Annotated in this window: 12 protein-coding genes; 4 read left to right on the forward strand and 8 right to left on the reverse strand. The window is 36.9% G+C overall.

Translation table 11 applies throughout. From position 1 onward, the window contains the following. Positions 1-9: 9 nt before the first annotated feature. Positions 10-2,208: an ATP-dependent helicase gene (locus tag ACFSFW_RS05360; protein WP_304220280.1), complete on the reverse strand. Its 2,199-nt coding sequence runs from the start codon at positions 2,206-2,208 to the stop codon at positions 10-12. Positions 2,209-2,354: 146 nt separating this feature from the next. Between ACFSFW_RS05360 and fumC the strand changes: the two genes are divergently transcribed. Next, positions 2,355-3,743 (forward strand): class II fumarate hydratase, encoded by a 1,389-nt coding sequence (gene fumC / locus ACFSFW_RS05365; RefSeq protein WP_388035803.1) that lies wholly within the window; start codon positions 2,355-2,357, stop codon positions 3,741-3,743. 34 nt (positions 3,744-3,777) lie between these two features. On the opposite strand, the gene pepF is transcribed toward fumC, so the two are convergent. Then, positions 3,778-5,568: an oligoendopeptidase F gene (gene pepF, locus ACFSFW_RS05370; RefSeq protein WP_388035806.1), complete on the reverse strand. Its 1,791-nt coding sequence runs from the start codon at positions 5,566-5,568 to the stop codon at positions 3,778-3,780. 133 nt (positions 5,569-5,701) lie between these two features. Here pepF and ACFSFW_RS05375 point away from each other — a divergent pair, with 133 nt between their 5' ends. After that, positions 5,702-6,487: a hypothetical protein gene (locus tag ACFSFW_RS05375; protein ID WP_388035809.1), complete on the forward strand. Its 786-nt coding sequence runs from the start codon at positions 5,702-5,704 to the stop codon at positions 6,485-6,487. An 18-nt stretch (positions 6,488-6,505) separates the two neighbouring features. On the opposite strand, the gene shc is transcribed toward ACFSFW_RS05375, so the two are convergent. Further along, on the reverse strand, positions 6,506-8,392 hold the full coding sequence (gene shc / locus ACFSFW_RS05380; protein ID WP_388035812.1) for a squalene--hopene cyclase: 1,887 nt from the start codon (positions 8,390-8,392) through the stop codon (positions 6,506-6,508). Between the two features lie 73 nt (positions 8,393-8,465). Between shc and ACFSFW_RS05385 the strand changes: the two genes are divergently transcribed. Both ACFSFW_RS05385 and ACFSFW_RS05390 read left to right on the forward strand, forming a co-directional pair. Continuing rightward, positions 8,466-9,605 (forward strand): DUF2515 domain-containing protein, encoded by a 1,140-nt coding sequence (locus tag ACFSFW_RS05385; RefSeq protein ID WP_388035815.1) that lies wholly within the window; start codon positions 8,466-8,468, stop codon positions 9,603-9,605. Beyond that, the gene (locus ACFSFW_RS05390; protein WP_304214054.1) at positions 9,532-9,987 is read left to right on the forward strand and encodes a CBO0543 family protein; all 456 of its coding nucleotides are present in this window, start codon (positions 9,532-9,534) and stop codon (positions 9,985-9,987) included. Before ACFSFW_RS05385 ends, ACFSFW_RS05390 begins: the two co-directional genes overlap by 74 nt. A gap of 22 nt (positions 9,988-10,009) precedes the next feature. Here the strand turns inward: ACFSFW_RS05390 and ACFSFW_RS05395 are convergent, their stop codons facing one another. The 5 genes from ACFSFW_RS05395 to ACFSFW_RS05415 form a co-directional block, all read right to left on the reverse strand. Beyond that, positions 10,010-10,162 (reverse strand): hypothetical protein, encoded by a 153-nt coding sequence (locus ACFSFW_RS05395; RefSeq protein WP_304214056.1) that lies wholly within the window; start codon positions 10,160-10,162, stop codon positions 10,010-10,012. Between the two features lie 15 nt (positions 10,163-10,177). Next, a complete protein-coding gene (locus tag ACFSFW_RS05400; RefSeq protein WP_388035820.1) occupies positions 10,178-10,624 on the reverse strand; it encodes a DUF5392 family protein in 447 nt (148 codons plus the stop codon). A 252-nt stretch (positions 10,625-10,876) separates the two neighbouring features. Beyond that, a complete protein-coding gene (locus tag ACFSFW_RS05405) occupies positions 10,877-11,461 on the reverse strand; it encodes a DUF421 domain-containing protein (RefSeq protein WP_388035823.1) in 585 nt (194 codons plus the stop codon). A 226-nt stretch (positions 11,462-11,687) separates the two neighbouring features. Continuing rightward, positions 11,688-12,173 carry a Cys-tRNA(Pro) deacylase gene (ybaK, locus tag ACFSFW_RS05410; protein WP_304214062.1) on the reverse strand — a complete coding sequence of 162 codons (486 nt, stop codon included), beginning with the start codon at positions 12,171-12,173 and terminating at the stop codon, positions 11,688-11,690. Between the two features lie 18 nt (positions 12,174-12,191). Continuing rightward, positions 12,192-12,581, reverse strand: coding sequence for a VOC family protein (locus ACFSFW_RS05415; protein ID WP_388035826.1), 390 nt, complete (start codon positions 12,579-12,581; stop codon positions 12,192-12,194). Positions 12,582-12,625 lie beyond the last annotated feature (44 nt).

The raw sequence follows: 12,625 nt of genomic DNA on the forward strand, positions 1-12,625 counted from the left end.
CTTTTTTCGTTATTTTACCTGCACCCCATCTGCCGGCTCCAATAACCCCATTTCTAAGCAAGTTTCAAGTAGCAATGCTTTTCGTTCTTTCTGAAATTGAATTTCAATTCTTTCACCAGTTACCGACATAATCGTTCCGTGACCAAACACACGATGCTTTACAGCCATACCCTCTTCGATATCGTCTTCCTTTTTAATCGCATTTGGATTATATGGTACGACCGTGTTTTCACGTACCCGCTTTTTCTTTTGTTCTGCTTGTTCTACTCTAACCGGTGGAGAGATAATATTTTTTACATTTGCGACAAATCGTGAACCTGTAACGTCTTTTCCATTTTGTTTTTTATAAGATAAAAGTTCGAGTTCCTGTTCCGCTCGCGTCATTCCCACATAAAACAACCGGACTGCTTCTTCCATTAGACTACGGTTGCCCTCTTTATATGAATTAATCTCATCATGTGAAGGAACTACTCCTTCGATCAGATCAATCATATACACTTTTTTAAACTCAAGCCCCTTTGAACTATGAAAGGTAGAAAGGGTGATGGCATCTTTATTTTTATTAAACTTCGAGGCTTTTAATAGATTTTCCAGATGCTTTAGACGTTCAGCGAATTGTTCCATAGTTTCAAGCGTATCAGCTATTTCCTCGAGTGTTTGGAGCACACTGAATAAATAATCCGTTTTAAATCCAAGCTTCTTACTCATTTCTTTTAGTGTTTTATCATAGCCAAGTTGATTTCTTATTAGCTTAATCGCCTTAAGTGGTTTTGCCCCCTTCATTTGTTGGAAGGTTTTTTTGCATGCTTGAATTTGTTTTATTTGATAGTCTTTTAACCCTTTATTTTGTAGCAGTCGCTCGAAGATGGATTCAGTTGGCTTCTTTTTTGCTAACTCGAACAATTGTTCCCTTGATAGAAAAAAACCACATTTCGTATATATTTGTTCAAAAATATCGATTCGTTTATCTGTAAACGTCATCCTCATAAAATTCAATATATCTTTAACGACCCAATGTGAGAAGAAACGATTATCTGAATCCTTAATATAAAAAGGAATTTGATTCCGATCAAGCTCATTGATTAACATAATTGAAGATGAATTATTCCGATATAGTACAGCGACATCCTTCTTCTTGTCGACACGATCAATTTCTTGGACAATGTATTTTGATTGAAAACGATAATCCTCAAATTGTTTAATCTCAATTGGCTTATTATGGGGATTTTTGGTGAACATATTCTTATCGTAGCGGTCTTTATTTCGCTTAATAAAACGATTAGCAACATGAACAATATCCTTAGACGAACGGTAGTTCTGTTCCATTTTAAGGATAACTGCGTTTGGATACACGTTTTTAAAATCAAGCAAATACTTCGGCTCCGCTCCTCGCCAAGAATAAATTGATTGATCATCGTCTGCCACAACATATAAGTTTTGGTGAGGCTTCACTAGCTTTTCAATAATCGCATGCTGAACAAGCGAGGTATCTTGGCTTTCATCTGTTAGGAGGTAATCATAACGATTTTGATATTTCCGTAGAATCGTTTCATCATTTGAAAATGCATCATTCGCAATCGTAAGCATATCATCATAATCAAGTAAAAGAGATTTTAGATTTGCATTTTTTATCTTTTCATATTCCTCAAAAATGGCTTCGACAAATGGAATATCACACTCAATCTTATTCCACTCATCACGAGGAAGTAGCTTGTTCTTAATATAGCTAATATAGGTAGTTAATTCTTCAAGCTGTTCTTCCGTAATGTTCTCACCATTCAACGATTTAAAAATTTGCCGTAACAGTCTTTTTTTATTAGGCCCACCATCTTGATTTCCTTCAATTAATTGATATGAAATTTGCTGTTTATACACATAATCCCGTACAACCTGGAATGCCAAACTATGAATGGTTGAAAAATCCACTGAATCTACTGAGTGCTCTGGGAAGAAGCGAGAAAATCGTTCTTTCATGTCAGCCGCTGACGCGCGGCTAAAGGTTACGGCCTTAATTCGTGAAGGATGTACTCCTTCTTCTTCAATTAAATATCCGATTCTCATAATTGTAGTGGTCGTTTTACCCGAACCAGGTGACGCTAATAAGAGCAAAGGTCCCCTTGTATGAAGAACGGCCTGTTTTTGTACATTATTTAATTGGACACCAAGCTGTTCCTTCTTTCGATGAAAAAAGCTTTCCCCTTTATTCATGTTAGCCCACCTCCTTCTTACTCAAAATACAATTATAAAGTCTATTATTTTTATTGACAAGGATGTTGAAATCAAAACAAGCTATGACATAAAACAAGGGAATAATAGGTACTTTATAGAGAGAAGAAAAATTGAGGTGATTTATCTTGGATTATCGAATTGAAAAAGACACCATGGGCGAAATTAAGGTTCCAGCTGATGCATACTGGGCTGCCCAAACCCAACGAAGCAAAGAGAACTTTCGGATTGGGACGGAAAAAATGCCGCAAGAAGTGATTGAGGCCTTTGCGATTTTAAAACGAAGTGCCGCCATAGCAAATGAAAAGCTAGGGAAGTTAAATGCAAATAAAACAAAAGCGATTATTTACGCGTGTGATGAAATTTTATCAGGGAATATATACGACCATTTTCCGCTCGTTGTATGGCAAACAGGAAGTGGTACGCAAAGTAATATGAATGTAAATGAAGTTGTTGCTAACCGGGCTAACAAATGGTTAAAGGATAACGGGATTGGTGAACGAATACACCCAAATGATGACGTCAATATGAGCCAAAGCTCCAATGATACCTTCCCAACCGCAATGCATATTGCGGGTGTGAAAGCAATTCATGAACGCCTTCTTCCTGCTATTAAAAAGTTACAAACCACATTAGAAGAAAAGGAAAAGGAATTTGCTAACATTGTAAAAATCGGAAGAACCCATCTACAAGATGCTACTCCATTAACACTCGGTCAGGAAATAAGTGGCTGGGTCCACATGTTGAAACGATCTAAAGAAATGATTAAGGAGTCTACCGAAAAAATGCTCGCCCTTGCGATTGGTGGGACGGCAGTAGGTACGGGCATTAATGCTCACCCAAAGTTTGGGGAGAAAGTAGCGAAGGAAATTGCAGAACATACGGCGTTTGGCTTTTATTCATCCGAGAATAAATTTCATGCGTTAACAAGTCATGATGAAATCGTATTTGCTCACGGAGCTTTAAAAGGATTGGCAGCTGACTTGATGAAAATGGCCAATGATGTCAGATGGCTTGCAAGTGGGCCACGTTGTGGGATCGGTGAAATAACAATTCCGGAAAATGAACCCGGTAGTTCGATTATGCCAGGGAAAGTAAATCCGACCCAAAGTGAGGCACTTACAATGGTTGCGGTTCAAGTCATGGGAAATGATGCTACAATTGGAATCGCAGCAAGCCAAGGAAATTTTGAACTTAATGTGTTTAAACCAGTGATCATTTATAATTTCCTTCAGTCCGTTAGACTTTTAGCTGATTCGATGGAATCGTTTAATACCAACTGTGCCGTTGGGATTCAGGCAAATGAGGCAGTTATCTCTAAATACCTGCAAGAATCTTTGATGCTTGTTACGGCATTAAATCCACATATCGGCTATGAAAAAGCAGCTGCGATTGCGAAGCATGCTCATAAAAATGAGATCTCTTTGAAAGAAGCAGCCTTACAGTTAGGAATTTTAACAGAAGCCGAGTTTGATCAATATGTAAAACCTGAAGAAATGGTACATCCAAAGGAATAAAAAATAGCCTTCCACAATCGGAAGGCTTTCTTTATTAGAGGTTGGAAAACTCCTCTACTAATTCATTAAATTTCTTTAATGAATTTTCAATTGGATATGGAGTTGTAAGGTCCACTCCGGTTTTTTTCAACAATTCGAGCGGGTAGTCGGAGCTACCGCTTTTTAAGAATTCAAGATAAGAAGTGAGTGTTGTTTTGTCCCCTTCTAAAATTTTGGTGGCAATATGAATCGCTGATGCAAACCCGGTTGCGTATTTATATACGTAAAATGGTCGATAAAAATGTGGGATTCGGGACCAACCATATTTTACTTCATCATCGAACACAAGTTCCTCACCATGATACTCTCTAAATAATCCCTCATATACTTCACTAAACGATTCAACATTTAAAGGCAATCCTTGTTCTGCCATTTCGTGTGTTTTCTTTTCGAACTCTGCAAACATCACTTGGGTAAAGAAAGTGCCTTTAAATTTATCGATAAAGTGATTGATTAAGTATTTCTTAACCTCTTCATTTTCTTCATTGTTCAATAAGTAGTTGATTAAAAGGACTTCATTTACAGTTGAAGCTACCTCAGCGACAAAAATACTGTAACGTGCCGTTATTTGCGGTTGATGCTCAGAGCTTAGCTTACTGTGTACGCCATGGCCACATTCGTGAACCAATGTAAACAAACTGTCTAAATCATCCTGATGGTTTAAAAGAATATATGGATGTACACCATACACACCTAGATTATAAGCTCCAGAACGTTTTCCAGGCGTTTCCCGAACATCGAAATAACGAGATGTTCTAAAATCCTTCAGGGTTTGAATATAATCTTCTCCTAGTGGAGCAAGTGCATTGCACATCATTTCAAATGCTTCATCATACGAAATATCCTTCTTTGCCCCACTTACGAGTGGAACACTTAAGTCGTACTGACGAAGCTCATCAAGACCTAATTTTTCCTTGCGGATGCTTGTGTATTTGTGCAAGGCATTGATGTTTTTCTTTGTTGTTTCAATTAGATTTTCATAGACATCTTTTGGAACATTATCTCCGAACAATGCTTTTTCAAGTGCAGATGGATAATGACGCATTTTTGAAATGGTCACATTATTTTTAATGGCGGCCGATAAAGTCGAAGCAATTGAATTTTTCAAATGAACATATGGCTCATAATAGGCTTTATAGGCTTCTTTTCGCTTTTCGCGATCCTCATCCTCGATCAGCTTTGCATATATTCCTCTCGTTAACTCTACCTTCTCCCCATCATCTTTCGTGATCTTTCCAAAGCGAATATCGGCATTATTAATCATACCGTATGTCGTACTTGGTGCAGAAAGAGCTTCGCCTAATTGTGAGAGAATCTCTTCTTGGTCTTTATTTAAAACATGTGGTTTATACCGGTACGATTCAAGTAATTCTTTTTCAAAGTACTGAAGTCCTTCTTCCTCGGCAATGTAACGCTTTAACGTTTCTTCCTCTAAGCTTAATAAGAACGGCATGAAAAAGGAATTCTTTGTGCTCACCTTTACACTAAGCTGTTTAGCTCGGTCTAAATATGATTGTGATTTGGTAACTCGAGTATCTTCATCTACCTTTAGCATGGCATAGGCAAAAAGCTTGTTAAAATGGAAAGATAGTTTTTCACTCAAAGTTAAATACTCACATAACGAATGTCCGTCATGAATATTTCCATCAAATTTTCCTAGCTCTTCCCCCATCTTCTCAATGAGTTTGTAGTCTTCCTCCCATTTACTTAGGTCAGAATAGAGGTCATCTAAATTCCATTTTTCTTGTTCAGGCACTTCAGTTCGTGATGAATACGTAGTTGTCATCGCAATTCTCCTTTGAATTAAATTGAAATTACTTTTATTATGTAAGAAAGAAATATATGATATGAGATAGATATGTTTCATTTTATTGTATATGAATTACATAAATTTGTAAAAAATGAAAGGATGTTCATACATGGCGAACACATTGCCTCATGTAGAGGACTCAGTTGGAACTGTATATCTCCCACCAAAAGGTGATTATGAAACATTTGTTGATGATTCTGACTATGAAGAGAAGGTTCGAGAATGGGGCCTTTCTGTTAAAAAGGAATACTGGTATAAAGAAAGAACACATCAGCGAATCGTGACAATCAAAGGATATGAGGTGTACGGTAAAACTCAAGAACACAATACAATCGTCCTTGAGTTTAAAGATGGGAATCTTACTTGTATTCACCCTGCCTATTTAAAAGAAATGCAGTCTCCAAGCTTTACAAAAGCCGCTATTTCAGACACAACTGTAACTCAGCCGAAGAAAAAGGAAACGGTGAGCAAGGTAGTTGCTGAGCAGCCGACAACAACTGAAACAAATCCAGTAGTTAAAAAGGAACAACCCGAAAAGAAAGCGAAAAAAGAAAAAGCACCAAAAATCGAGCTACCAACAGATAAGGTTCATTTTACCGCTAAGGTCAAACAATTCGCGTTAACATGGAATCATTTTAATGAGGATAATGATGAAGTCATTGTTCTTGAGAATGTGGTCATTCAGCAAGAAGATCCTCTTGAAATTGGACTAGCTTGGTGCTCTCATTCAAAGACATTAAAGAAATTAGAGCTTGAACCAGGGAATACCCTTGAATTTGATGCCAAAATCGTGAAAAAGAAACTTGCAAAAGGCAAGGACGTTGAAGAAGAGTTCATCATTGAGGACCCGGTTCACTATAAAATCAACAACCCGTCAAAACTAAAGAAAAGCTAAAAGAGCATTTTTGTTCTTTTAGCCTTTTTTTGTATACTTCTTTTGATAATGTGAGAGTGCCAGTAGCGGGAAAATATATCGATAGCTGTGATAGTGAATATAAAAATCCCCTGCCATCCCTTGCCCTTTCGGATAGTTTGTCGTCCAGTCATCTCGGTCTACATTTTCGAGAAGAAATTGAATCCCTTTATCAATCGCTTTTGTTCGTTTTTCACTTGCTGAAATAAGCGCATCCAGCGCCCAGGCGCTATGTGTTAATGTACTTGTTTTTAAAGGAACATATTTATTTTTACTATCGCTCCTACAAGATTCACCCCATCCTCCATCCGGATTTTGAATGGATTCAAGCCAGGTAACAGCTTTTTTTATAGCCGAGTACGTTGGTAACACACCAATAGCTCGTAAGCCCGTGACTGCTCCCCATGTTCCGTATATATAACAGATTCCCCACCGCCCATACCATGAGCCATCCTCCTCTTGACTTTTTATAAGCCATTTGATGGCCGATTTAACGGAAGGATGATCTTTAGGGAGATTTGTATATTTACCAAGATACTCAAGTGTTCGGCCAGTCACATCTGCTGACGATGGATCTGTTAATATATATTCTGCTTTTTCGATTGGTAACAAGCTTAGTAGTTTACTATCCGTATTTTTTTCAAAGGCGGGCCAACCCCCATCCTCATTTTGCATGGACATAAGCCAATGCAATCCTAGTTGCCAAGATTGTCTGTAAATAGGTTCTTTTTTTACCGTTCTTGCAATTGATCGCAGTGAAGAAGTTGTATCATCCACATCTGGATGTAGAGTGTTCATGTCTGCAAAGCCCCATCCGCCAGGAGGTCCAGTGGGATTCTGGATGGCCCAGTCCCCGTATTTGTAATGTTGACGATCAAATAAATACTGGTTGGCCTTTTTAATCATTGGATCTGATGCGGGTACCCCTGCTTCTTGTAAGGCATATCCGAGAAGTGAAGTATTCCATATATCAGCAGTAGTATATTGCATATGAGTATGGCCATTTATTTCGGTTTTCATTGTCTTTAAGCCATTAACAGCATTATTAATCAATGAATGATGTTTAGGATAGCCCAAGGAAAGTAATGCAAAAATCATCAGAAATGTGGAACTGAAATATCCTAGAAAAGTTCCGTCAGGCTCTATCCTACGTAGCATGTACTGCTTTGCTTGTTCCAGTGCTACTTGGTGAAGATGTGTAGGTAAACCAATTAAACCTTTGATTGCTTGTTGAATTCCTGAATAAAATGACCGCCATTCGGGTGAATGTCGAAAATCAAACATATCTTCTTCTCTTTTACTGGTTAATTCAGATAAATCAGGACTATTCTTTGTTCTTAGTTGAAATTTTTTATCAGCAAGAATCATAATCGGTGTTAGATTTGCCCTGCCGAATTCTGAAAAACTATAAAAATGAACAGGAAACGAAGTGGGAATTAGAATTATTTCAAGTGGTAGCGGGAAAAATGTTGGCCACTTTTGCTGGCCTGTTAAGGCTAGCATGAATTTTGTGAACATATGGGATCTCTTCAGACCTCCATTTTTCACAATAAACGATTTTGAACGTATCATTCTGGGGTCTGTTTTTTTTATAAGCCCTGAGTATAGAAGTGCGTAATAAGCCTCCACAGTCGCGGATAAATTTCCATCCCCTTCATCATAAAAAAGTTTCCATGCCCCATTCTCTTCTTGCCTGCTTAAAATTCGTTCTGTTAATTGTTGAACTAACTTCTCATCATTTATTTCAAGGCTTCTTAATAAGATAATCATATAACAATCGGTTGAAATTCCTGTTTCAAAGGGATATTTCCATGAGCCATTTGGAGACTGGTCCTTCCTAACTTTTTCAATCAGATCATGTAATTTGTTAGTAACCTTGTCTAACATATAACACCTCCCTTCAACCTACTCCATACATATTCAGCGTAATCCACGAGCATTCATAGAGGAGGTTACACAGATGTGCAAATTTTTCCAAAAGGAGAAGCTCCCACTCTCTGAATCTCTTTTGCAAATCAAAAAAGCGCTAAAAAGACGACAAAGACAAAAAATGTTTCCACCACCTTCAGTAGAAGAGCAGTATTTAATTCAGCGAATACATGCGATAACGGGAAGTCTTAATCTGAATAATATTACGAGGACAAAAGCATATCTGGATTTCTATCATGCCCACCCTGAAATCCATTGGGCATTCCTTGGACATATGGTGTCCAGGAATGGAGGGTGGAATATGACAGATTTAAAGGGTGGCCAGCTTTCTAGACTGTTAACACAGAAAGAAGCGGAGTCTTATTTTTCATTTTTGGAACGGGGGAACTGGTTGATTTTTCAGGATGCGTTTCCTCAATTCTTACTCTACGAGGCTAGTAAACGATATCAGCGAAATTTATTTTACCTACTCCCCCATTTTCATGTTTCGATGTTTATGGAAACGATGTGGAATTATTTCTGGGTGAAACAGGACGCGTATCTACTAACGATGGCTCAAATTATTAATGAGCAAAGCTATCTTGAAAAGCGTATCATTTCAAATACCACTTATAAAAAAGAAGTCCTCGATACACTGGAATTCAAGCTTCAGGATTTATTTGATTTGAATCATATTCTTTTTCCGTTCGAAGAAAAAGGAAAAACTCACTTGATTGGTCAAACCCTCCATCAATTTAAAAGTGTTCGAGAACGTATTTTGTTAGGAAAACGATTGTATTCCATCTTGTTTAGTGATAAAAAGACGCTGAAACTAGTGGAGATGTGGGCAAATAAAGTCCCACATACAGGGTCTAGAAAGGATTACTGGCCGCATATTTTTAATCAAGTGGACGAAGGCTTGCCTGGTACAATATTAAAATCACGTGTGAGATCATGTGAACTTACAAAAGGTTCTCCAAGAATATATAGCCCGCGATTAGAATTGGCTTGGAAAAATAGAAGACATAAGCCTGTTGAAATTGGGGATTGGTATAAGGATTGGGAAGTGATTCATTACCTTACCGATGATAATGAAAACGTGGATGGAGAGATACAAAATGAATACTGTAAAACGCTCGAAAAATTCGAACTCGCAGCAATTGCTAAAAAAGCCATTTCAATATTGGACTAATTTAGGCCTGTTAGTTACAGTCCTAGTTGGCACTCTTATTGGGACATATCTCGACTTGTATTTTGTTGGTAAAGGCTTGTACTCTTTTCCAGAGCGTCCTTTTCCTGAAGTGTTTTCCATTCATATAGGGTTTACCTTACTCGGTTTACCGGTTATGTTAGTTATATTTCTATCTATCTGTCAAAAACTGAATTTGTTTGGAAAGCTTGTTGCTGTGTTCGTACTTGCTTCTGCCATGGCTTGCGGAGAAAAACTGTCTGAAGGCTTTGGCTGGTTTATTCACGAAACCTCATGGAAGCATGTATATTCACTTTTTGGATATACAGTCTATTTATTACTCATGCTAGTTGTCTATTATCTAGTAACAACTAAAAAAACCTGACTCTTTGGGTCAGGTTTTGTCATTATGATCCTAAAACAAATTTACTTCTTTTTTTACTAAGGGATGCATTTACTCCTTGGCTTTGCAACTTAAGAAGGATTTGGTGGATTGTTTTTTTCGTTTTTTTTACAGGGACTGGTTCCTTCGACTTTGCTTCGATAATGCGTTTCGTCATTATTTTAAAACTCCTTTATGAATAAAGATTTCGCTTTTCTCTCTGTTTTTCCTCATTTAAAAACTCGATAAAAAAGTGTAAAGCAAGCTTTGGCTGACTTTGTAGTCTCGAAATATAGTCTTTCTGACGCCCTTCTGTTACTACATCACTCTTTTTAATTCTTTCAATGATATATTCGGAAGAAATTGCTTCCATTTCTTTTTTCTTCAATTTTGCTTCTTTTGATAAGGCAAATCCAATAGCTCCTAGGATTGCAAATATAACAAGTGATGGAATTGCTTCATTTGTAAATGGTATGAAAAATAGTAAAAAACCAAGGTTGATTAGTGAAATCGTGATCAATGGAAATGACCAGAATATATATTTTGAGGTCTTCGCCATGATCGGACTAATTTTCTTATGTAGCTGCTCAAGCTCCTTTGTGATAAATAATGGTAAATTCTTCGTTGTAAATATATTCATTATGAACTCCCTTTCCTTTTTAGTGGATGAGAAAAAGCCTACATCATAATCGACATAGGCCTTAAAAAAACAAAAAAGACCTATACCATGTTATTGGTAAGGTCTTGCTAACAACGTTATAGTTGCCAACAAAGCCGAGAGAAATATTCTCTGTAATGACGACTTTGCTGTAAAAGCTACTCCCCTTAAGGGTATTAAGTTTAAATATTTGATACTTATATATTAACATATTAGCGTTTTTTCAACAACCCTTTAATGAAATTGAGAGGGATTATCTTGTTCATATTTGTCTTTAATTTCTTCAAAAATATTAGGTTGTGACTTATTTGTAGGTTGCTGCTGTTGATTTTGTAGGAGTGGCCCTATCAGTTTTTTAAATTCACCAACCGTTAATGGCTTTGCATCATCCTGTAATTCGTATCCTATTTGCCCATTAGGCTCTAATGTCACATATTTAACATCCTTAATATTTGTAATTCCATTTTGGCGAAGGCGCATTTCCAATTGATCAACAGTAAATCTCAGTTTTTTCATATTTTTTATATTCAAATCACCATTATCTACAATTATTTTCGATTTTCCTGTGATAAACTTCTCAAAAAAATTAAACTTAAGTTGCAAGTATTCCATTAAAATAAGTGATGCAATGAAGATAACTGCTACTCCTATTGTTCTCCAAACACTACTTTCAACTATCGGCTGAATGATAACAGAGCCAATCGAAATCATGACAACCGTTTGAGCTAACGTCATTTGAGATATTGATTTTCTACCGGCTACTCTCAGTAATAAAATGCCTGCCATTACCATTAATATTGCTTTCCATACAAATTCCATATAAAAACATCCTTCCAATGCTAAGAATTAAAACGAGTTATCGATTCATTTCCTATTTTTGGACAATAGTAGAAAAATTATTTAGGAAGTCACCATGAAAAGATTTAACTTATCAATACAATCATCTAGTTGCACTAAAAAACCTTCCGAAAATGGAAGGTTTTGTTTTGAATTAATTTATTGAGTTTTTCGAAGACCTGTGGCGCTGAAATTTTATAGTTACCTCTTAAGCTTTAATGATATCTACGATCCTACCATTAGTGGAGACAATTAGGTCATCTACTTTTAATTCCACTTGCATCCCGATTTTACCAGCACTTACAACAATACTATCAAGATTGTTAGCCTGTTCGTCAATAAAAGTTGGATATGCTTTTTTCATACCAATCGGAGAACACCCACCTCTAATGTATCCTGTGAGTTTTTGGATATCCTTAACCGGTATCATCTCTACCTTTTTAACACCGGATACAGTTGCTGCTTTTTTAAGATCAAGTTCTTCCTCTACAGGAATCACGAACACAAAGATCTCCTTTGTATTGCTGTGGGCTACAAGTGTTTTAAAGACTAGTTTTGGGTCTATTCCGACCTTTTTTGCCACAGAAACCCCATCAATTTTTCCATCATTGCTTTCATATGTATAGATTTCATATGGAATCTTTTTTGAATCTAAAATTCTCATGGCATTTGTCTTTGTATGTCCCTTTGCCATTGTTTGACCTCCAATTATTTATAACCCTAAAATTGTTTTCTTACGTTCTTCTTTTTCTGCTTCAATATGGTATTCAAATAATCCGACATGATTTCCCCAAGGGTCTGAAAATGTAGTCCATTTTACTGGGACATCTTCTCTTGAATAAATATCAAAAGGGTCTATTTTTAAATCATTGATAAGTCTTTCACGCTCATTTTCAAGGTTGTCTACTCCTAATCTTAATGGACCGGAACCTATAGTGCTATCTCCTTCAGCAATTTGAAGCCAGCACCCTGGGAGAAGCTCCCACTCAGCAAACCCTTCATGCGGGATAAAATCAGGCTTTTTCTGAAGCAGCGCTTCGTACCATTTTTGACCCTTAGATATATCAGCGACACGAAACTGAAAAGTCATTTCATAAATCAAGAAAGACCCTCCTCTCTTATTTTATCGATAAAATTCTTTAAACC

It is taken from the genome of Ferdinandcohnia salidurans (assembly GCF_042680725.1).
Taxonomy (GTDB): Bacteria; Bacillota; Bacilli; order Bacillales; family Bacillaceae_L; genus Ferdinandcohnia; species Ferdinandcohnia salidurans.